The 21,400-nt window shown below is 66.6% G+C and carries 19 protein-coding genes; 7 read left to right on the top strand and 12 right to left on the bottom strand.

Going from position 1 to position 21,400, the window contains the following annotated elements:
* The first annotated feature begins 242 nt into the window (after positions 1-242).
* From ACWAT3_RS12090 to ACWAT3_RS12080, 3 genes are read left to right on the top strand one after another with little or no spacing between them, the layout of a single operon-like run.
* Entirely contained in the window at positions 243-3,107 is a 2,865-nt protein-coding gene (locus ACWAT3_RS12090) for an AAA family ATPase (protein WP_460798757.1), read from the top strand.
* Complete coding sequence (locus ACWAT3_RS12085; RefSeq protein ID WP_460798756.1) at positions 3,104-3,367, top strand: hypothetical protein; 264 nt, start codon at positions 3,104-3,106, stop codon at positions 3,365-3,367. Before ACWAT3_RS12090 ends, ACWAT3_RS12085 begins: the two co-directional genes overlap by 4 nt.
* Before the next feature lie 4 nt (positions 3,368-3,371).
* On the top strand, positions 3,372-4,622 hold the full coding sequence (locus ACWAT3_RS12080) for a hypothetical protein (RefSeq protein ID WP_460798754.1): 1,251 nt from the start codon (positions 3,372-3,374) through the stop codon (positions 4,620-4,622).
* A gap of 256 nt (positions 4,623-4,878) precedes the next feature.
* Here the strand turns inward: ACWAT3_RS12080 and ACWAT3_RS12075 are convergent, their stop codons facing one another.
* Genes ACWAT3_RS12075 through ACWAT3_RS12025 form a run of 11 tightly spaced genes read right to left on the bottom strand, consistent with a single transcriptional unit; the run spans position 4,879 to position 15,528 of the window.
* Positions 4,879-5,325, bottom strand: a complete 447-nt coding sequence (locus ACWAT3_RS12075; protein ID WP_460798752.1) for a single-stranded DNA-binding protein — start codon at positions 5,323-5,325, stop codon at positions 4,879-4,881.
* A 19-nt stretch (positions 5,326-5,344) separates the two neighbouring features.
* Complete coding sequence (locus ACWAT3_RS12070) at positions 5,345-5,839, bottom strand: hypothetical protein (protein WP_460798750.1); 495 nt, start codon at positions 5,837-5,839, stop codon at positions 5,345-5,347.
* Positions 5,836-6,219, bottom strand: coding sequence for a hypothetical protein (locus ACWAT3_RS12065; RefSeq protein ID WP_460798749.1), 384 nt, complete (start codon positions 6,217-6,219; stop codon positions 5,836-5,838). The genes ACWAT3_RS12070 and ACWAT3_RS12065 overlap by 4 nt, the downstream gene beginning before the upstream one ends.
* Positions 6,216-8,072: a type IV secretory system conjugative DNA transfer family protein gene (locus ACWAT3_RS12060; RefSeq protein WP_460798747.1), complete on the bottom strand. Its 1,857-nt coding sequence runs from the start codon at positions 8,070-8,072 to the stop codon at positions 6,216-6,218. The genes ACWAT3_RS12065 and ACWAT3_RS12060 overlap by 4 nt, the downstream gene beginning before the upstream one ends.
* A gap of 12 nt (positions 8,073-8,084) precedes the next feature.
* Positions 8,085-9,341, bottom strand: a complete 1,257-nt coding sequence (locus ACWAT3_RS12055) for a MinD/ParA family ATP-binding protein (protein ID WP_460798745.1) — start codon at positions 9,339-9,341, stop codon at positions 8,085-8,087.
* Positions 9,338-10,951 (bottom strand): ATP-binding protein, encoded by a 1,614-nt coding sequence (locus tag ACWAT3_RS12050; protein ID WP_460798743.1) that lies wholly within the window; start codon positions 10,949-10,951, stop codon positions 9,338-9,340. Before ACWAT3_RS12050 ends, ACWAT3_RS12055 begins: the two co-directional genes overlap by 4 nt.
* Positions 10,951-12,441, bottom strand: a complete 1,491-nt coding sequence (locus ACWAT3_RS12045; protein WP_460798742.1) for an SCO6880 family protein — start codon at positions 12,439-12,441, stop codon at positions 10,951-10,953. Before ACWAT3_RS12045 ends, ACWAT3_RS12050 begins: the two co-directional genes overlap by 1 nt.
* Positions 12,438-13,868: a hypothetical protein gene (locus ACWAT3_RS12040; protein WP_460798740.1), complete on the bottom strand. Its 1,431-nt coding sequence runs from the start codon at positions 13,866-13,868 to the stop codon at positions 12,438-12,440. The genes ACWAT3_RS12045 and ACWAT3_RS12040 overlap by 4 nt, the downstream gene beginning before the upstream one ends.
* Positions 13,868-14,155 (bottom strand): hypothetical protein, encoded by a 288-nt coding sequence (locus ACWAT3_RS12035; RefSeq protein ID WP_460798739.1) that lies wholly within the window; start codon positions 14,153-14,155, stop codon positions 13,868-13,870. The genes ACWAT3_RS12040 and ACWAT3_RS12035 overlap by 1 nt, the downstream gene beginning before the upstream one ends.
* 16 nt (positions 14,156-14,171) lie before the next feature.
* Complete coding sequence (locus ACWAT3_RS12030) at positions 14,172-14,789, bottom strand: M23 family metallopeptidase (protein WP_460798737.1); 618 nt, start codon at positions 14,787-14,789, stop codon at positions 14,172-14,174.
* 1 nt (position 14,790) lies between these two features.
* Positions 14,791-15,528 carry a hypothetical protein gene (locus tag ACWAT3_RS12025; protein WP_460798736.1) on the bottom strand — a complete coding sequence of 246 codons (738 nt, stop codon included), beginning with the start codon at positions 15,526-15,528 and terminating at the stop codon, positions 14,791-14,793.
* 279 nt (positions 15,529-15,807) lie between these two features.
* Between ACWAT3_RS12025 and ACWAT3_RS12020 the strand changes: the two genes are divergently transcribed.
* Entirely contained in the window at positions 15,808-16,125 is a 318-nt protein-coding gene (locus tag ACWAT3_RS12020) for an ArsR/SmtB family transcription factor (RefSeq protein ID WP_460798734.1), read from the top strand.
* 906 nt (positions 16,126-17,031) lie between these two features.
* Here ACWAT3_RS12020 and ACWAT3_RS12015 read toward each other — a convergent pair.
* Positions 17,032-18,054 (bottom strand): LacI family DNA-binding transcriptional regulator, encoded by a 1,023-nt coding sequence (locus ACWAT3_RS12015; RefSeq protein WP_460798733.1) that lies wholly within the window; start codon positions 18,052-18,054, stop codon positions 17,032-17,034.
* A gap of 167 nt (positions 18,055-18,221) precedes the next feature.
* Here ACWAT3_RS12015 and ACWAT3_RS12010 point away from each other — a divergent pair, with 167 nt between their 5' ends.
* The 3 genes from ACWAT3_RS12010 (at position 18,222) to ACWAT3_RS12000 (ending at position 21,400) form a co-directional block, all read left to right on the top strand.
* Complete coding sequence (locus ACWAT3_RS12010; RefSeq protein WP_460798731.1) at positions 18,222-19,520, top strand: ABC transporter substrate-binding protein; 1,299 nt, start codon at positions 18,222-18,224, stop codon at positions 19,518-19,520.
* Between the two features lie 73 nt (positions 19,521-19,593).
* Positions 19,594-20,508 carry a carbohydrate ABC transporter permease gene (locus tag ACWAT3_RS12005; protein WP_460798729.1) on the top strand — a complete coding sequence of 305 codons (915 nt, stop codon included), beginning with the start codon at positions 19,594-19,596 and terminating at the stop codon, positions 20,506-20,508.
* A 1-nt stretch (position 20,509) separates the two neighbouring features.
* Positions 20,510-21,400, top strand: a complete 891-nt coding sequence (locus tag ACWAT3_RS12000; RefSeq protein WP_460798727.1) for a carbohydrate ABC transporter permease — start codon at positions 20,510-20,512, stop codon at positions 21,398-21,400.

Raw genomic sequence — 21,400 nt, 5'->3', positions numbered from 1 at the left:
AGCATATTGCGAATGCCGTAGCTTGATAAGCAAGTTGGGCGTATTCTGGCCGTGTGCGCGGAGGTGTGGAGCGTTGGAAGCGTGGAGCGGGCTCGCAGGGGGTTCGTCAGGCGCTGGGGTACGCCTTTCGCGGCACGTGCGATTCGCATCTACGCACGATTGGTGTCCAGGCGCTCGCGGGGTACAGCGGGGTCGATGGCTCGACCGTTACCCGATTCACAGCCGAGGACGGTCTCATCAGCATGGACGAGCTGAACGGGGAAGAGCTTGAGCGGTGGGTAGACGGCTGCGACCCACGGTCAGGGGAGCGCCGCGGCCGGGTGTTGTCGTCGCCGGATGCAGATTTGGTGCTGGACAGTACATTGAATGCGGCGAAGTCGTTCAGCATCGCGGCGCTGATCCACCCGGACCTGGCGGAGGCGTACGAGGCGTTGCAGGATCGGCTGCGGGACCGGGTGCTGCAGTTGTGGCAGAGGGAGCTGAACGCGCGGCGCGGCGCGGGTGGACGAATCCGCGAATCGCTTTCGCGGGTGGAAGTCGTGGAACTGCAGCATCGGAGGTCTCGAGCGTTGGACCCGCATGTGCACCGTCATTTGTGGTTGAGCGTGAAGGTCCGCGGTCTCGACGGGAAGTGGTCGAATGTCGACTCGCGTGTGGCGATGCGCATGCAGACGCTGGTCAACGCGGAGGGCGATTTGGCGTCACGATCGGATCCGGTCTGGGCGGCAGCATTGTCGGCGCACGGCTATTCGCTCAACGCGGAGGGGGAGATCGCGGAGCTCACGCATGTGGTGCGGGCCGTGTCGCGGCGGTCGAATCAGATCGAGGCGAACCGGGCCATGCTCCTGGCGCGGTGGCGGACGGATCATCCGGGACAGACCCCGGGCGGGGAAGTGCTGCAACAGATCGACCGCTACGCGTGGGCCACACATCGCCCCAACAAGCCGGACCTGGTCGACGAAGACGCATGGGCGGCACTCGTCCGGGACGAGCTGCACCAGCTGGACCCCGCGATCTTCACCCAACAACGCCCCGTCCCGACCGCCGCGTCCGGATATGGTCCGGTGGACCGGAGCCTGCTCGCGCGGTGCGCATTGGCTGACGCGGACGTCCGTTCCCGGTCGAACAATGGCCGGTTCAGCATCCTTGACGTCCGCGCCGGAGCCACGCGAGCCGTCGCGTCGACCGGGATCCGTGCTGACCGTAGCCGGCTGCAGAGCCTGATCGATGACGTCACCGTCCGAGCGTTGGCGCAGGTGCGGGACCTGCTGCCGAACGAGTTGGACAAGCCGCAGCACGTGAAGGCGTTCGTGACGGGCGCGTTCGCGGAACGCAAGCAGCACCTCGGCGCCCTTCTCACCGACCTCGCGGCTCGGCCGTCGACGTTCCCGGACACAGATCTGCCTCGGAAACTAGCCGTGCGGCTCGGGCTCGGCGGGGCGCAAGCGGTGGCCGTGGGCGCGGTGGCCGGTGTTGAGCGGCTGGTGACCGTGACCGGGCCGGCGGGGACCGGAAAGACCACGCTGCTGCGTGCGGCTCGAGACGCTCTCGCCGCGCAGCGGCGCCGCATGGTCGTGGTGGCCCCGACACGGAAAGCCGCAGCGGTCGCCGGCCGCGAGGTCGGGGTTCCGAGCACGAGCATTCATGCGCTGCTCGCCGACTACGGGTGGCGGTGGCGCACCGACGACGCCGGGGCGGCGGTCTGGTGGCGCCTGCACCCCGGGGAGCTGGATCCCCGCACCCGCATCCGATACTCCAGGCCACGGGGTGCGCGGTTAGACGCATCGGCACGGGTGGTGGTGGATGAGGCAGGGATGCTCGACCTCGAAGCCGCGGACGCGCTGGTACAGGTCGCATTGGAAACCGGGGCGGGAATCGCGCTCATCGGCGACCCGCTGCAAGCTGCCCCCGTCGGGCACGCCGGAGCAATGGGACTCGCGACCGCCCGCGCCGGCGCCAACGTCCAACTCGACGAGGTACACCGGTTCCACGACCCCGAATACGCGGCACTCACCCTGCAGCTCCGCCACCCGGCCACCATGGACGCCGCACTCGACACCGCCGCCCGACTGCAGACCGGCGGGCACGTGCGTGCGGTGCCGGACCTGATCGCCGCGCAGGCCGAACTGGTGAATCGGTACTTCACCCACCACGACCGGTCGCGTACGGTGGCGATCGTGACCGCGAGCAACGAAGACGCTTCACACGTCAACGACGCCATCCAAGACGAACGCCTCACCCGTGGGGAGCTCGCCCTGGACCGTATCGCGATCGGCGCCGAGCAGCAGCGGCTGCTCGAGGGGGACGTGGTGCAAACCCGCCGCAACGACCAGACCACCGGGGTGGAGAACCGGGCCATCTGGACCATCACCCACATCGGCCCCTCAACGATCGGGTTGCAGCGTCTCGACGACACCGCCGACCACCGCGTCGTCTCCCGCAACTACGCGACCGAACACATGCACCTCGCGTACGCGACCACCGTCCACGGCATCCAAGGCGAGACCACCGATGCCGCCCTCGTCGGGCCGGGCGTCAACGCCGCCGGGCTCTACGTGGGACTCACCCGAGGCCGGCAGATGAACGAAGCGATCGTGGTTGCCGGATCTGACGGCTCCGCGCGCCGGCGCCTTGCCGAGGAGATGATGCGCGGCCGTCCTGAGGTCGATCTCGACGACGCGGCACGTGCCGCGGCGCTCGACCTCTCCCACGCCGCCCGCGACACGCAGATCATCCCCGGCGAACCGTCGAACCTGAGTGACCATGGTGCGCGACTGCGGCCCGGCGAGAGTATCGCCGGGCAGGTCCTAGGAGAGCTGACGGCGTGGCTGCAGACCGCACGGGCAGCGTTGTTGCGCTCCGAATCCGCGACCGCGAACACGGATGCGTGCACTCACGGCCGCCATCGTTTACCCGGCCAGCCAGAACCCGGGAGCGTCCTGCCCCCGGACGTAGAGACGGCGTTGCGGCAGAAGATCCAGGGTGTCGAGGCAGCCGAGAATCATGCCTACGAACAACTCCTCTCAGCGCCCGCACCGGAACCGAGCGTGCAGGGGTGGTCGACACAGTACGCAACGACAGCAACGACAGGAAGAGGAATGAGATGAAGCTCGACGACGCAGACCTGCTGCTGCAGAAAATCGCAACCATCGCGATCATGTACTACCGGGAACTTCCCGCAGACTCCCCGGAGTATCAGCTCAACGACGACATCGACTGGTGCCTGGACGGCATCGAGCTTGACCCACAGGACGCTGAGCTGCGAGATCTGATCGGGCGAACGATCGTCGACCCCACCAGCCACCGAGAAGCGCTCACCGAATACGTCTACGCACTCGTCCCCGGCGCCGCCGAGGCTGACGGATGAGCACATGTCCGCCACTGACGACATGTCCAAGCAGCGCCGTGAGGACTCTCAGGGCTCTGCCGATCAGCGCGCCGATGAGGTTGCCTCTTCCCGGCAACGGTATCGAGAAGCGAACCGGGACCATATCGCCGAGGTGAACAGGGCGTGGCGCGCGGCCAATCGTGACCGTGTCCGGGAGCTGAACCGTCTCTCGGCCCGCCGCCAAGCCGAACGCCGAAGGCAACGACTTACTCGTAACGCTCGCGCCCGGGAACAGTACCCGAAGATACGCGAAGCCAGGGTGGAAAGGTCCCGCCGGTTCCGGACCGAACACCCCGAGAAGGTCCGCGAGTACCAGCGCCGTTATAAAGAGCGGCACCCGGCGCGCGCACGCCAGAACGCTGCCGCGTCGACGCAGAAGTATCGCGACATGCATGCCGAACAGGTACGCGAGAAGCAACGTCAGAGCGCCGCGACCCGTCGCCGCAACAATCCCGACGAATACAAAGACTGGTACGACGCGCACCTCGAGGAGCAACGCGCCAGGGGTCGCGAAGCCGCGCGGGTGCGCAGCCGGTTGAAAGCGCTCGGGCTCCCTCCACGACACGTCGAACGCACTTACGCGGAAGCGAAACGCGCCAACAACACCGCCGCCGAAGAGTTCTTCACCCGGAAACGGTCGCTCGATATGCGCGCCGCGATCGCAACCGAAGGCTTCGCAGACAAGGACCTGGCGCTCCCCGTGAACCTCCGAAAGCGTCAGCGTGAACTGACCCGCGTTGACTCTGACTACACCGCAGCCGAGCGGATCCGGCTCGCCACCGCCAGCGGGGAGCACCGCCAGCGCGCCCGGCAGATCATCATCGACCGGGCAGCACAACGCGCGCAGGCTGCGCGTCGTGTGCAGCGAGATGCGGCGATGGAGAAGCTGCGACACGATCACGAGCAACGCCGCCAAGCGATTCTGGACCAACGCCCGGCCATCTTCGAAGCGCACCGCCACCGTCGCGAGGCGAGGATCAGAGAAGACGTCCGCATGGACTCCATCGCCAGGGTGCTGCACGGCCAAGCACCGTACGACCTCGACACCGAAACACGGGCTCGACTGGACGCCGAGATTGCCAAGATCGTGCGCACACAGCTCGAAGAGTTGCAGGCGCGCACGCTACGGAAAGCTGAGGCAGTGGCCGACCGATACGGGTACGCGGCGCCGACCCATGGCGCCGGAAACGACCACGGCACGAACCAGACTGGCCCCGGGCCGCTTACGGCTTGATCCTTGGAGAGCAGGTCAACGCTCCAAACCGCGAATTCGATGTGCTGCCGCCGTCCTGGTCAGGTCCGATCACCGCCGCAGGCTGCGGTCGAGATGGAACAGCGACGGAACGACCAAGCGCCTCAACCAACCCCACGCGCTGCCGACTCGCGGGCCGGATCCCGCGGCTGCGACGGTCGCGTCGATGCGGCGCCGGAGGGAGTCTCTGTTGCGTGGCAGCGGACGGGAGTAGCATCACTCCCGTCCGCTGGTGTGTTTAGCGCGCGACATCTGCTCCGGCGTACGAGGCCGGGGCGGCGACCGGCCCCGAAGCGTCTGCTGCGGGGCCGTTAGCTTTTGGGGCGCGGGTGATGGTGGCGTCGGCGAACCGGAGGGAGGGGCCGACATTGGTGGCGAGGACGTCGCGGGTTTCGCGGACTTGTCCGGTTTCCTTGTCGGTGTAGGTGCCGAAGCGGAGGTCGCCGACGACGATGGCGCCGTCGCCCTTGTGGAGCGAGGTGGCGACGTGTGCGGCCTGCTGGTCGAACACGACGACGCGGTGGAACACGGTGCCGGCGTCTTCCCAGCGTCCGGTTTCTTCGTTGAGTCGTCGGTCGTTGGCGGCGAGGCTGAATCGGGTGTACTCGGTTCCGGACTCGCCTGTTCCGTGTTCGGGGTCGGCTGTGAGGTTTCCCTCGAGCGTCACCGGGATCTTGGTGGACATGATTCTCTGTTTCCTTTCATCAGGAGGAGTGTGGTTGCTCCTCGTTGGCGTGGGCCGTTGTGGTCCACGACTTCCATTGCTGCTCATCGATGACTCCGGCCCAGTTGCGGGGTCGGGTGGGTTTGTGGCCGTTGTTGCATCCGCCGCCGTAGGCGTGGGCGAGGCGGTTCCAGGCGATGGCGAGGCGTTCGTGCCAGCCGATGGGTCCGAAGCCGGCGTCGGAGGGGTCGTAGGCGGCGACGTGTGCGGTGTGCAGGGCGGAGAGCTCTTCGACGAGCCGCCCGTGCTGGTACCAGCAGTTGGGGATCACGCTGACGGGCACGTTGTAGCGGACGGTCATCCATTCCACCCAGTCCCGCAATGCCTGCCACCGGTCGGGTGCTTCGTCGGTGAGGTTGCGCCAGTTGGTGATGACGGCGCCGATGGGAGCTGAGGTGCCGTATCGGTTGTGGGGGTCGAAGCCGGCGAGCTGCTGGGCCAGTAGCGCTTCGAAGTCCTCCTCGCGGTCGGTCATGATGCGTCCCGGGCGAGGCTGTGTTGCAGGGCGGTGAGGGCGTGGTCGGTGGCTTGCTGGCGGGTGCGGTGGCGGGCGAGGATGATGTCGCGGTCGATGAGCCGGTGCAGCAGGTCGTGACAGTAGGGGTGCAGGGCGACGAGGTCGGCGTCGTCTTCCCACGCCTGCCAGAGCCCGCGGACGATCGTGACGCCGCGATAGTCGCGATGATGCAGCTCCAGGTGCTCTTTCGTGTCCTCGATGCCGCAGGCGGCGCACACGACAAGACCAGCGCGGGCGTGACGCCGGAACCAGCGTGCGCGGCGGGCGTGCCAGGCGGGGGAGCGGAGGAACTCCTGCCGGTAAAGGTTCTTCAGTCCGGTGCGACGGTGATTGCTCATTCGTCCCTCACCTCTTCCGGCAGAACGTGCTCGTCTCGCTCTGCAGAGCTGGGGGCCGGCTCTGCAGGGCTGGGGGTCGGTCGGGGCCGGTAGGCGTTCTCGAAGATGGTGCGTTGCTCGGCCTCGGTGAGACGTTTGCCGGCTTGGATGTCTGCGGCGTCGGGGCGGTCGTCCCATCCCGCGAGGTCGAGGAGCACGCCACGGCGGTTGCGGTAGGCGAGCAGCCCCAGGGTCTCGGGCATCCGCCGGATCTCATCGACCGACATCAGAGGGACCCGGTCGTGGTGCTCGGCGGTGTGGTGGCCGGCTTCTTCGGTGTTCCAGGATCGTTCGGTGCGGCGGGCCTGCCTCGTGCCGAGGAGCGCTTCGACGTCGCGCAGGTGCGGGACGTGGGAGGCGCCGCCGAGGAGGAGTTTCGCGGTCGAGGCCGCCCACAGGGTGTCCGCTTCGGCCCGTGACCATGCGGTCTCGGCTTGGGAGAGGGCTTGCAGGACGACGAGGGTGCAGATGCCGCGTCCGCCACCGTCGGCCATGATCCGAGGGAGACTCGCCCACCGGAACATGTTCGCGATCTCGTCCAGAATCAGCCCGAGCGGGTGGGCGAGGCGGGCCCCTGGGGAAGCGAGCGCACGGACACGAGCAACTTCGACGATGTCATCCAACAGCGCCCCGAGGAACCCTCCCATCGCGGATGCCCCGGAGGAAGACCCGATCAGATAGAGCGTGTTCGGGCCGTCGAGGTATTCGCGGGCATCGAGGATCGGGTCGCCGCGGCGGGGCATGAGAGCGTCGCGGATCTGCGGGACGGCTAGCGGTGCAACGGCGCCCTGCACGCCGAACCAGATCGAGGAGACGAGTTTCTCGTCCCCACTGATGGTGGCTTCCAGGTTGTCACCCCAGCCGGGGGCGCCGTCGGAGCGGAGCACGTCGACGGCGGTGCGGGCCAGGGCGGGGCTGGAACCCCAGTCATAGACGTCCTCGATGGTGCGGTCGCCAACGGCGGCGGCGTGCAAGAGCCGGCCGAGCACCACACCGGATGCTTGCGCCCATTCCCCGTTGGTGGTCGAGGTGCCCAGCGCCGTGCCGGTGATGATCGCGGTGCCCCGTTGCATGGCAACGAGCGGGTCTTCGCAGCCGGCCAGCGGGCTGACACGCAACGGGTGGCGGATGCCGGAGAGCCCTTGCGGGTCGAAGACATGCACGGTGCCGCGGTGTTGCCGGGGCCGGAGGGTCGCTGTGAGGTTGTCGTTCGTGGTCGAGGTGGTGATGAGGGGGCCGGACCAGTCGAGGATCGCGGAGATCAGCACCCGGTAACCCTTGCCGGAGCGCGGCGGGCCCTCCAGGGCGACGGAGTCTTCGATCGACACGTACACGTCGCGGCCGCGGGATCGTCCGACACGCCACCCGACGTCGGTGGGTTTAGGGTGCTCCAGGTCGGGGCGCAATTGCCGGGCTCGGCGGAGGACAGCGTGCGCGGAAAGGTGGGTGCGAATTTCGGAGGCGGGTGCGAACCCGGGCCGGGAGCGCAGGTCGGCGATGAACGCCCGATCCGACTCCCGATACCGCCGATATGCGACCGCGCCCACGACGATCGCGACCAGGACCACGGTGAGGGCGAGCAGGTCGAGGAGCCGGATCTGCAGAACCGGCAGCATGCACCCCGCCGGTGTCGTGTACTGGGCGGCGTCACCGGTCACCGCGACAAGCAGCCCGGAGAGGACACTGTCCGCGGTGGGACGCACACCGCAGAACGCCTGGGTAGTCGCTTCGGCGATGAACGCGAACACCACCGCGAGGAGGAACACGGCCGCCACGACGACGGCGAGTGCCTGTCCGGTGCGTGCGCTGTTCATGATCGGCCCCTTTCAGTCCAATCCGGTGGCTGCGGCGTGAGCGACGCGAAGCCACCCGTCGCGGGTGCGCGGCCGGAGGGCATCGAATCGGAGGGCGCCGCTCTTCAATGCCGGGTCGAACGGGATGGTCTCGACGTCACGCACGAGGGGCGCGAACGCGTCGGCGATCCGGGCGGCGGCGCGACCAGAGCCGGGCTCAGGCTGCGTGACAACGACGACAGCATTGTCGGCGAGCTGCCGGGAATGGTCGTCGCGGTCGCGGAGCGCTTCGAGCAGAAGAGCAGCGGACTCGGCGCATTCTGGGGAGGGGAGGGTGGGGATGACGAGCTGGTCGGACGCGTCGATCATCCGCAGCCACCGGTCGGCGGATTCGTCATTGCCGGAGTCGAACACGATGAGCCGGTAGAAGCGGGTGGCGACCTGCACCAGCAGGTCGAAGTCGGCGGCTTCGAGTCGCTGGTCGGTGGCGAGAAGTTCCGGGTTGGAGCGCAGCACGTCGTACCGGTCTGCGGATTGGTGGTGCACGTACCGGGAGATGTCCGCGACGGACGCGGTGGCGGTGAGCAGGGTCTCGGCGGCGGGCAGCAGGTCGCGGATGGTGGTGTCGTAGAGTCCGTGTTCGGTGCGCCAGCCGAGGGTGCCGCGGGTGTCGTTGTTGTCCCAGGCGAGCACGTTCCCGCCCCCGTATCGGGCGAACGCGGCGGCGATCATCGCGGACGACATCGTCTTCCCGGTTCCCCCTTTCCCGTTGAGCAGTGCCACCTTCCGGGGCCCGGCCCAGTGCCGGGACACCCCGGCGACCGCTTCGCTCCGGCGACGTTGGGCGCGAGTTTGCGGCACGACGATGCCCGCACGGACTAGCCGGCCGCGCCATCCAGGAGCCGGCGCCGGGGTACGAGTGGCCGTGATGAACGATTCCCGTGCGGCCGGCGCCTCCGGCCCCACATCGACCGCGTCGGCATTTCGCTCCTCCGGGAGTGCCTGATCTCCTTCTAGGAGGGAAGGGACCGCGTCGGTGTTGTCGGGGAGGGCGGAGAGTTCTCCGGTGGTGGTGACGAGCAGGTGGTGTTCTCCGCGGTCGCCGGAGGTGACGAGTTCGAGGGGGCCGCCGGTGCGCTGGGCTTCTGCGGTGGCGCGTTGGACGACGATGCGGCGGATGTCCAGGTCGCCGGTCGCGGTGATCGGTTCGGTGGTGCCGTCCGGGGCGGTGAAGGTCGCGTTCGGGCCGGTGACGGTCGCGTACGCGCGGGGCACGGCGTCGGTAGTCATTGCAGCTCCTTGTTCGTGGTGAGCCATCCGTCCAGATCGGTGTCTCCTGGCCACAACACATCCAGCCCGGTGGTGTCCTCGCTGGGGGTGAGGGCGGGGATGTCGAGGTCGCGGAGGTCGTCGGCGTACGGGTCGGTGAGTTCCATGGCGTCGTCGGTCTTGAACAGTTCGTATTCCCAGTCGGTGGAGGTCGCGAATGCGTCGACGAGGTAGGAGTATTGGCCGACGTAGGCGAGGAACGTGCCGCGGCGGAGCTTGCGTGCCATGTCGACGTGCCAGGCGGGGATGGCGAGACGGGTGTGGATGCTGGCGGCTTCTTGCTGGTTGATGCGGAAGATGAACTTGTTCTCGATGTCTCCGGCGATCGAGTAGGCGAGGTTTCGTTCTTGGGAGTCGGCTTTGCCGACGGCATCCAGGTCGCCCATCTTGTGCAGGATGACGATGTTGCTGATCCCGTAGTGGCGGGACAGTTTCAGCCACTGCTGATACATCTGCAGCGAGGCAAGCGAGGTCATATCGCGCCAGCCTTCTTCGCGGATCACATACCGGGTGCGGTGTGCACTGCGGTCACTGATCACGGCTTGGTTCCAGGCGGTGGTGCAGATCTGCGAGAGTTGGGCGACGAGGTCGCCGCGGGCGAACAGTTCCGACGTGTCGACGACGACGATCGGGGCGTCATCGTCGAACGAGACGGTCGATTCGTCTTCGAACAATCCGGACAGGTCGCCCGTCACAAACCGGCGCAGCACGAAACCGGGTTGCACAGCCCCGCGGGCGAGATGCCGATCCGTGGTCCCGTCCGTGCTCAGCCGGGTGAGTTCGTCGAACACCCCGCGCAGCGTGGGGCGGTCGCCGGTGCGGCTGACGCAGCGTTCGAGGGCGTCCAGGAGCGCAGCATGTTCGATCGCACTGAGGTGGGAGCCGGGGAGGGCTGCTTCGACGAGGGAGGTGAGGACGGTGATGCGGCGCTGCTTCACCATCAGCTCGTGCTGTTCATTGCTGACGCCGGTGCGCCGGTGGCCCCGATCCAACGGGTTCAGGCGGGTGCCGTGTGCGCCGCCGAGACGGATCACATTCCCGCCGGGGATCGCTTCGGCCACGGTCACCCATTCCCCTTTCGGGTCGGACGGGACGACGGCTTGGTGTCCGAACGCGAGCGAACGGGTGACGAGTGTCTTGATGACGGCGCTCTTCCCGGCCCGGTACGCGCCGAGGACAAGCACGTTGGTGGAGAACGAGCCGCGGTCGGTGGCATCCGCGTAGGTGTCCCAGGGGGAGAAATGCCAGAGCGCGTCCGCGTTCAGGTCGACGCCGATGATGGGGCCCCGGTGCCCGAGCCCCGCATCGGCGACGAAAGGGTAGATCCCGGCCAGGTTCTGCGAGGTGGCCTGGTGCGGCGGAATGGTCGTGCGGACGAGGTTCCAGTACCCAGAGTTTCCCAGTCCCGGCCCGAACGGTCCCGGGACCGCGGCCTCCGGGAGAGCGCGATCACGCCGGGACATCCCGCTGTCAGCAGAGTCCTGGGCGGGGGCGGTGTTTTCGCGGCGCAGCGCGCGGCGTTGCTTGCGGGGGAGCCCGTTGGGTTCGAAGAGGATGCTGTGGCGGGTCATCAGCGCATCCCCAATCCGAGCGGCAGGGTGTTGACCATCAGCGCTTCCGCTTGTTGGCAGTACAGGATCTGCGCTTCCATCTCGGCCTGCGCGAGCGCGTTGCGCATGCCAGCGAGGGCATGGTCGAGCTGTTCTTCGTCGCGGGCGGTGACGGTGAGGTAGGCGCCGTACCGGAATTCGCCGTGACCGGCGACCAGCCCGTTTTCCTCTTCCTCGAGCGCCCGCCAGTCCGCCGCATCCGCGGCGGCCCCGTCGACACCGCGCTTGGCCCGCATCTTCTCGTTCCCTCGCCACACCTTCTTCTCCTTCCGCACCCGGTTCAGCGCTTTACTCAGCGGTACCGGGGTGAGGACGAGGGAGAGGATGTGGGTGACGGCTTCACCGGTGGCCGGATGCCGAGCGAACACGACCGGGGCGATGAATCCGACGTGCGCGTCGGAGCGCGGCCACTCGTGGATCCACAGCGTGGTGTGCACCCCGGAGTCGGTGCGCACGGTCCGGTTCGAGCCGGCCGGTTCTTCGATGTGCATGGGGCCGATGGCGAGCGGGTCGACCCCGGTGTGTTCGGTGCGGTTCTGCACGTCGGAGGCGAACTCGGGGTCGAACGCCACCCGCACGAGCGCTGCGATCTCCCGCGGCGACAACCACGACCGGACCGCGATTCCCGCATTCCCCAGGGCATCTGCCAGGGTACGGGTCTCGATGAACGCCGCCCCCTGGGCCCCTTCCTTCCCGCCACCGAGGCCTTTCACCTGGCCATCCAGGGCGAGAAGGTCGAGGGTGAAGGTGAGGTAGTTGCGGTGCGCGACCGCGAACGATTCCGAGGAGTCCATCACCTGCTCGTAGTTGACCGCGACCGGGGAGCGACGGTTCAGCTCCCGCTGCTGGATGACGGCGTCGTAGTGCGCCCGGGCGGGATGGATCGTGGTCGGCAGGGTGCGTTCCTGCAGGGTGATGCGTTTGATGCCAGGGCGCTGGGTCAGCGAGGCGAGGACCCGGGACCATTGCTGGGCGAGATCGAGGCGGTGCGGGGCGTCGTGCATGAGAAACCCCTGCACCTCCAGCTCCGCGGTGACCGAGACCGTACGGGCGCGCGGGTCATAGACGCACGCGATCCCGTCCGCGTCCCAGATCTGTACGGAGGCGCGCACCCCGGGAAGGTTCAGCGTCCCGACCGGGGCAATGTGCTCAGGACGGAAAGACTGATTGGTCGCGCCGGTGCGCTGGCGGATCTGCTTCATCACCCACAAGCCGGTGATCGTCGGCACCGGCATCCCGTGCACCGTGACCACCGCCGAAAGACCCAGGGGCAGATAGAGAGGTGCGGCGTAGAGGAGGCCGAGGGGCCCGTACCGGTTGGTGAAGATCAGGAGGACGACGGCTGCGGCGGTCAGGAACGCCAGTTGCCACTCGTCCAGGCCGAGGACGATGCCCTGCCGGGACCGGCCGGGCAGTCGCACCGGGCGCTCGTCGTCGCTGACACTGGTCATGAGGGATTCCTTTCGGCCCGAGCACTCGGTGGCGTCGCTGCCGCGGTGTGACTCTTAGGCACGGACCCGGTGGGCGCGGATGCGCCGCTGGGGGTGGGTTTGCCGGCGGGTGCGGTCGCACCGGCCGGTCGCCGACCCGATGCTGCGGGCCCGCCTGCCCCGGCGCGGGTGCGGTGGCCGGAGCCGGGGATGCCTGCGGGGAGCGAGGCTAGTCGCGAGGGCATTCGGGAGGCGGAGCGGGCGGCGTTGGTGGCGATGCGTGCGCCTCCGCCGCCGACCCGGGACCCGATGCTGTCGGCGGCGACTCCGCCGACGAAGCTGAACAGTCCGAAGACCGCGAACGGGGCGAAAGCGGCGAGGACGAGACCGATGAGCAGCGGCCACGCTTCCGGGTTCCAGATCGTGTCGACGGTGGCGAGGCCATTGATGATCAGGGTGATGAACCCGATCGTCAACGGGCCCGCCAGCAGCAGCGCGACCACCGCCGAGACATACCGGGCGACCCACTGGGGTCCGACGGTGCGGATGGGAAACAGCATCCAGGCGACGGGGCCGACAGCGATCAGCGCGGCGAGGGCGATGTTGCGGAACGTGAACACCAGCATGAGCAGGAACATCGACAGCAGCAGGAGCCCGTGGATGAGGAACGCGAAGAAGTAGTTCGCGTGTCCGCCGGCCCACATCACTTTCTGCAGGGTCTGCATCATGGTGATCGGCCCGTCCCTGTTTAGGATGTACCAGGTCATGTCGTCGATCGCGTTGAGTAGATGGCCGATCGTCCACAACGTCAGTGGGACGGCGGGGATCGCGATGAAGGCGCGGATGACCGCGGCGACGAGCTCTTCGCGCTGCCCGGAAACGACGGCGGCGGCGATCGACCACACCATCGCGCAGAACACGATGACGAGGACGGCCCACTGCCAGAACGACCATTCCGTCAGCGCTGCGGTCCACAGCAGAGTGCTGGTGTCGAATTCCATGGTCGACGCGACCAGCATCATCACCGCCGTCGCGCCGATCGCCATCCCCCGCCCGGCGTTCTCGAACGTGACACACACCACATCGCCGACGCTGCAGCCGTACTCCACCTTCAGGTTCTTACCGCCGGCAGCCTGGAGCGCGGGGACGTGACCCTCGTAGGTGGTGCAGACGGTGACCTCGGCGCCGTCGAGGAAGACCTCGATGAAGCACTGCTGCGGTTTCACGTCGGCCGCTGCCAGCGGGGTGCAGGCGACTTGCCCGGAGGTGTGCCGACACAGCACAGGGTAGGCGGGTCCCGACCAGGGTTCATCGTTGACGGGCATCAGTTGCTCTGCCGGAGCGTCCGCGACTGGGGTGATGGCGGAAGCGGATGCGGGGGTGATCGTGCACGCGGCGACGAGGAGTCCGAGGAGGACTCCGACGAGGGTCGTGCGTGCGGTGCGCATCAGAAGCCGAAGTCGAAGTTCACGAACCAGGCGAACAGGCCGCTCGCCGCTCCCAGGATCGCGGCGGCGAAGAAGATCGGGAGGATGTTTTCTCCCGCCCAGGTGCGTACCCGGTCGGAGGCGAGGCCGCGGAACGCCAGCGCGGCGCCAGCGATGATGAGCATGATGAGCACCACGATCATCGCTGCGGCGAGGACGTACGACGCGATGCGTTGCAAGCCTTCGAAGAACGGGGCGGAGAAGTCGGGCTCCACATCGGGGACGGTCACGTCCAGGGGAATGTGCATGGTGGTTCTCCTTGTGTCATTTCAACGGCAGGCCCAGTGCGGCCATGAACGGTTCGGGGTCGATGGGGACCCCGTCTTGACGGATCTCGTAGTGCAAGTGACAGCCGTGTGACTGCCCGGTGTTGCCTTCGGCGCCCAGCGGGGTGCCAGCGCCGATCCGGTCGCCGACGCTGACCCGGAGCGAATCCCATTGCATGTGCCCGTAGAGGGTCTCGAGGCCGTCGCCGTGGTCGATGCGGACCGTGTTTCCCCATCCGAAGTGGGATCCGGCAACGATCACCGTCCCGCCGCCGGCGGCGAAGATGGTGCTGCCGCACTCCTGCGACATGTCGTAGCCCTTGTGGTTCTTCGAGCAGTAGCTGCAGCCGTCGACCGGGTTATGTCCGAACCCGCGACCCTTGTAGTAATCGCCCGCGAGCGGGTACGACCACTCCCCGTTGGCCACCGGTCCCGGTGGCGCAGCCACACCTCCGCCGGTCGGTGGCGAGTAACCGGTGACGGCGAGAGGAATCACCGCGAACGGCGCGATCACCATCAGGATGAGGATGGTCACTGTTGCGAAGAACGCGGTGACGATCCGGCGGCCGGTCCTCGACGTCGCGAGGGCCGAAACGGCGAACACCGGGGCGCCCACGTCAGGGCTCCATCGGCTCCGCGAAATAACGGACCACCTTGCAATCGCCCGATGCCTGAGCGCTGTCCGGGGTCGGCACCGATCCGGGACCGCACAACACCTGCACGCTCACCCGGACCTGCTCGTCATAGGAGTACTCGGCGCCGTCCCCATCGATCCGTGTGAACGTCAGCACGACATCAGAGGTCGCAATGCGCATGTCACCCGACTCGTCATGAGGCACCTCGGGGTAGTACGAGATGTCGCCCGTCGCGGCCGCAGAGACCCGACCCTCCTCCTGCGCGAGGGAATCCCACTCGTCCTCGGGAAGTACGACACTCTGCCGCAACTCCAGCTGCGCGGTCTTGAGCGCGTCATGTTGGTCGGCTTCTGAGGTGTAGCGGGTGTCCGGGGTGAACCACGAATCCAAGTACGTGAGCCAGTCCGCACGCGACGACATCTGGGTGTCGAACGTTGCGGCGGCTTCGAGAGCGCGGGGGATATAGACGTCCGGGTCGGCCGTGATGGGTTCCGGAACCCAGCCGAACTCGGCAACCGACGCATCTACGAACTCACCGGGGGCTGATGCGGGAGGTGTTGTCGGCGCCTTCGTCGGCGCACCGGACGTCGGGGAAGTGACAGGAGACGGGGGCTGATTCACGATTGCCGCGACGATGATCGCGATGACGCCGAGCAGCAGGATCGCACCACCGAGCCACGCCCACAATAGGCCGCGCTTCTGGTTCCGCTCCCTGGCCACGATGGTCAGCCCTCCTGTGACACCAGGATGGCGACGATGCCGGGGCTGCACTGAACCGGCGATCGCCGCAGTGACGAAGTGGAGCCTACTCCCGTTCGGATCATGGTGTCTGTAGGCCGTTTGGGGGACAGGAACGAGCCGTTGCCCCGCAGGAGAGGGTGTCCTGACTGCGTTGTCCCGATCATGACCTGAACGGTACACCCGTTCACTTCGAAAGTAAACGGGTAATCTATTCGCTTTGCCGTGGACGCGAAGCGGCTGCTGTCGCACAATGGGTGCATGCCCAAATATGCGCGACCTGTCGACGGCGAAGGAGCCGAAGGGCCTCTCGCTGTGCTCGGGAACATGGTCAAGGCGGGCATCATCCGTCAGCTGCGCAAGACGCCGAACGTCGGGCGCAAGGCGATCGCTGACGCACTGGAGGTCGCGCCCACGACAATCGTTCCGTACCTTGGCGAGCTAGAGGCGGCCGGGCTACTGCTCGCCGATCCGCCGAGGGGCGAACGCAAGCGCGGGGAGTGGGTCGTATATCGCGTCAACGACGAGGTGGTGACTGAGCTGTACCTCCGACTCGGGCAGGAGATCGGCGAGATCTAGGTGCAGGGAAGATCGGGAGGCGTTCGCGATCGCGCCATCCTCGAGGCGCTGATGGGCCGATTCGGATGCTCGCGGTCTGCGGGCAGGCATCATGGCCACGCCGCACGCGTCCATGAACTACCAGGCCGGCAGGCTCGTCTCTCATCTTCGGTGCGCCGCGCTCGCGGTGTCGATCTACGCGGAACAGCGCAGCTTCTTCCAACAGCAATGGGGACGCACGGAAGTCCACACGGAAAGAGCCCTCAGCTACTTGGCCGCTGAAGCGTCCACCGAGCCGTCCATCCTGCGACTGCGTGATGGCGAGAAGCGGGTCGACCTCGCGGCGTTCGCTGTGGCGAACCGTGAGGACCTCCACGCGCTGGCCGACAAGCTCGCGCAGAAGGGGTGCAGTTCGTACACGAGGCGCAGGAGCTTCCAGGCTTCGGCGGTGGCTACGGCTTCCGGGTGTTCGAAGTCGACGGTCGCGTGCTCGAGTTCTCCGCCGGTTACCAGACCCGCCAGGCGCGTAAGATCCGCGAGCGTGAGCCGATCTCCCGCCAAGCTCTCGCACGTGGTGTTCAACTCGGAGGATCTGACCCGCACCGCGCAGTGGTACATCGGCCCTTGGGCATCACCATCTCGGGCTCGCTCATCCGACCGGACGGCGTTGACATTATGCACTTCATGCGGTGCAACGAGACACACCACTCACTCCGCCACCTCTCGTTCGAGATGCGCCGCTGCCCGTCGACGTGGTCCAATAGTTGGGCGAACTTCGCGTTGACTGACCCCGCGTCTTGCTGATCTTAGATGGCGTGCGGCATCGTGTTCGCCGCGACTAGGCGAATAGGCGCGGGAAGTCCTCCGGGGCTTCGTGACCTACGTGTCGAGGGCGACGTCACGCCGCGCACAGCATCGAACGCTACTTCAGCGGCGCAGGATCGTGGATCCGCGGATAGCGAGCCGCACCGGCAGGTGATGAACGCCCTCACCGATGTCGACGCCCTCGATCGCATCAAAAACACGCTGGGCTGCTGTTCGGCCCAACTGTTGCAGGTTGGCATCGACGCTGGAGAGCTCCGGGCGAGAATTCGACGTCAGCAGCTCCCAGTTGTCGTAGCCGATGACGGCGAGATCTGTTGGTACGTCGCGGCCCATATCGCGTGCTGTGTCGAGCACTCCGCGGGCGATCTGATCTGAACCGCAGAAGATCGCATCGATATCCGGATGCTGGCTGAGAAGCAATGCGGCGGCATCGCGTCCCCAAGGCTCGCTCCACTCCGAGAGCATGGGCGCCGCGACGAAATCCAATCCCGCATCGTCGAGGGCGGCCCTCGCGCCGGCCAATCGGTCTTTGGCTGCGGCGTAGGAGGGCACTCCTGAAATGTGGGCGATGCGCCGACGGCCGCATGCCAGCAGGTGCTCCACAGCGAGGCGGCCGCCGGCGTAGTTATCTGGTGTCAGTGACAGATCTCGTGGGTCGTCTGAGGGCGCGTACGCATAGATGACGGGAACGGGTATCTTTTGCCCCAGAGACGCACGAGCGTCGGTCTGGCTGCCGACGACGATGATTCCGTCGACGCGGCGGCTGAGTAATTCCTTCAGATGATGCTGTTCACGTATAGCATCCCCGCGGGCGTCGCAGAGGAATACGTTGACTCTGCCTGCGCCGAAGGCATCTTCAGCGCCCATGAGGATCGGAATCATGAAGCGCCCCTCGAGGTCGCTGGTGAGCAGCCCGACGGTGCCGGTCCTCCCCGCGAGCAGGCCCCGCGCCATGGCGTTGGGAGTGAAAGACAGCGCTTCTGCTACCGCGACCACCTTCGATCGCGTCGTTGCCGAAACATCCTCGCGTCCGTTCAGCGCCTTCGATGCGGTAGCGATCGACACGCCTGCTTGACGTGCAACCTCGCTGAGGGTCGCACGCCCGGTGGGCTCGTTCAGTGCCATGGTCTCCTGCCGTTGCTTAAAGGTTATCGGAGAAACGGGTTGACGGCGAAGTTTTATCGCGCTATACCTATAGCGAAAGGCTTTTCGGAGCTTTCGCAAGATAACGACAGACAGCGCCGTCGCTCGTCGACAGCATCCGCTCGTAGCAGAGCCAAGGAGGCAATCACATGCAGACATCTCAACGCCGTGCGTTCCGACGCACGGCCATCTCCCTCGCCGCAACCGCTCTGGTCGTCGCGCCACTCGCCGCGTGCGCGCCGGCCGCCGACAATACCGCCGTCGATGAGCCCGTCACCGCAGAGGGCGTCGACGACGGGTCCACTCTGACGCTGTGGACCCGCGCTCCCATGGAGGCGCAGGCGAAGCTCCTGGTCGAGGCATACAACAACACGCACGAGAACCAGGTGGAACTCACGGTCGTCCCCAACGATGACTATGTCGCAAAGGTGGGCGCCGCCGCCGGTTCCGGCGGTCTCCCCGACCTGTTCGCAGCGGACATCGTGTACGTGCCGAACTGGGTGCAGTCCGGACTGTTCGCCGATATCACCGAGGAGATCGACCTGCTCGACTACCAGGACTCGATCAACAAGGGGCACCTGTCGGCCGGCACCGTCGACGGCGAGGAGCACGTGCTGCCCTTCGTCCTCGACCTGTCGATGATGATGTGGAACAAGGAACTGTTCGCCGAAGCAGGGCTCGACCCGGAGAAAGCACCCGAGACGCTCGAGGAGTTCGCCGAGGATGCGAAGGCTATCCAGGCGCTCGGCAAGGACGGCGTGTCCGGCACCTCGGCCGGCCTGAACTGCGGCGGATGCCTCGTCTTCACCTGGTTCCCCTCGATCTGGGCATCCGGTGACGAGGTCATGAACGACGATGGCACCGAATCGTTGCTGAACAGCGACTCCGCCCAGGATGTGTACTCGACCTGGCAGGACCTGTACGCCTCCGGCGCGGTCGCGCCCGGCTCGGCCGATGAGACGGGCGCCACCTGGGTCGCAGGCTTCCAGGAGGGCAACGTCGGCATCATGCCGTTCCCGGCTACACTGCTGCCCTCGCTCGACTTCGACGCGGGCGTTGCAGGTCTTCCCGGTGTCGACGGCGGGGTCTCGACTTTCGTCGGTGGTGACGGCATCGGCGTCTCAAAGGACTCCAAGCAATCCGCGCAGTCGTGGAACTTCCTGTCCTGGATGATGTCCGAAGAGGCGCAGGTCGAAGTTCTCGCCAAGGCAGGCAACGCCGTGTCCCGCTCCGATCTGGCGAACAACGAGTACGCCGCGAAGGACCCGCGACTCGTCACTATCAACGAGGTGGCAGGTGAGGGAGACACCCCAGTCGCGCTGAACTTCCAGCAGGCGTTCAACGCACCGGGTAGCCCCTGGCTCACGCTCATCCGCGATGCGGTGATCGAGGGCAAGGACTCGGTCGACGCTGACAACGACGAGATCAGCGCGGTCCTCGGACAGTAGACCGCCGACCGGTGGGGCGCCGACCCGGGCGCCCCACCGGTTGTTCACCTCATCCCATCCACTAAGGAGCGACGTGTCCACCACCACCTCTGTACGCCGCGCGAAGCAGTCGAAGCAGAGCCGCAGCGCTCTCGGCGGGCCGCTGCAGGGCTGGCTGTACGCCGCCCCGACGGCTCTCTTCGTCATCGCCCTCTTCCTGATCCCGCTCGCCCTCGTGCTGCAGATGTCCGGTTCCGAATGGCCACTGCTCAGCGGAAACCAGGGGCCTAACTTCCCCGAGAACTACGTGGATGCGGTCAATCTGCGTCTGTTCTGGGATTCGATCGGCTTCACGCTTCTGTACACGGCGATCACGACGATCCTCCTTATCGGGCTCGGTCTCGGCCTCGCTCTTCTGGTCCAGGAGTCCACCGCATGGAAGGGCTTCCTCCGCACGGCCTTCCTCATCCCCAGCGCGCTCGGCCTCGCATCCGCTTCGCTGCTCTTCTACGTCCTATACTCACCCCTTGCCGGTCCCTTCGCGGGCCTCATGGAGCAGTGGGGATTCACCTTCCTCGGGACGCCGGAGGGGGCCCTATGGTCGACCGTGTTCCTTATCGTCTGGCGCTTCGCCGGCTTCTACATGCTCCTCATGCTCGTAGGACTCCAGGGGATCCCTGAGGAAGTCTATGAAGCCGCGCGCATCGACGGCGCGTCGAAGTGGCAGTCGTTCCGCCACATCACGATCCCACTGCTGCGGCCAACCTTCGCGCTCACCATCGTGCTGTGCGTTACGGGTTCGCTGCTGGCATTCGACCAGTTCTACATCTTGACCAAGGGTGGCCCCGACAACAGCACGATGACCATCGTGCAACTGATCTACAACGTCGCCTTCCAAGGGCAGAACAGCCTGGGCATCGCAGGTGCGCTCTCCGTGATCGTGCTCCTTGCGCTCATCGTCATCAACGCCGTGCAGCTGCGCGCGTTCCGTAACCCCGAGGAGGCGTGACATGACGCGCACCGACACGACGTCCACCCGCTCCGTCGTCGCCCCGCACGAGGAGCGCCCTGCGATCCGCGGCGGAGGGCGAGCCGTCTGGAACATTCCCTTTGTGGTGTTCAGTGGCGCGCTGGCGATCATCTTCCTCTACCCGCTGGTCTGGACGGCCATATCCTCGGTCAGTCCGCAGGCCGGTTCGTCGCAGACCGAGGGGTGGGGCTTCGGCAACTACGCCTCCCTCGCGAACTTCCAGGCCGGCATCTGGGTCTACCTCGGGAACTCGCTGTTCGTGTCGCTGCTCACGGTGCTGCTGACACTGCTGACCTCGTTCCTCGGCGGGTACGCGTTCGCACGGTTCCAGTTTCCGGGCAAGAACCTGCTGTTCCTGCTCGTGCTGGCGATCCTCATGGTGCCGTACGCCACCCTGTTGATCCCGCTGTACGTGATTCTGAACGCGATCGGCCTGAACAACTCTCTCGTCGGCGTCGCGCTAGTCCTCACGATGTTCCAGCTCCCGTTCTCGATGTTCATGATGCGCATCTCCTTCGAATCGATTCCGCAGGAGCTCGATGAAGCGGCGCTCGTCGATGGCTGCAACAGCTTCACGGCGCTCTGGCGCGTCCTCCTCCCCGCCGTCAAGCCGGGGCTGATCACGGTCGGCCTCTTCGCCTTTCTCGCGGCATGGAACGACTTCATCGCGCCCCTGATCCTGATCACCGACACGAACCGGATGACCCTCCCGCTCGCCGTCGCAAACCTTCGCGGACAGGTCATGGGCGTCATCGACTACGGGGCCACCGAAGCCGGCGTTGTCGTGCTCGCGCTACCGTGCGTGGTCCTCTTCCTCATCCTGCAACGACACTACGTGCGCGGCTTCATGTCGGGCGCTTTCAAGGGCTGA

It is taken from the genome of Microbacterium sp. GXF0217, assembly GCF_054798195.1.
Note: the sequence above shows the minus strand (reverse complement) of the source record. Positions and strands in the feature narration are given on the sequence as shown.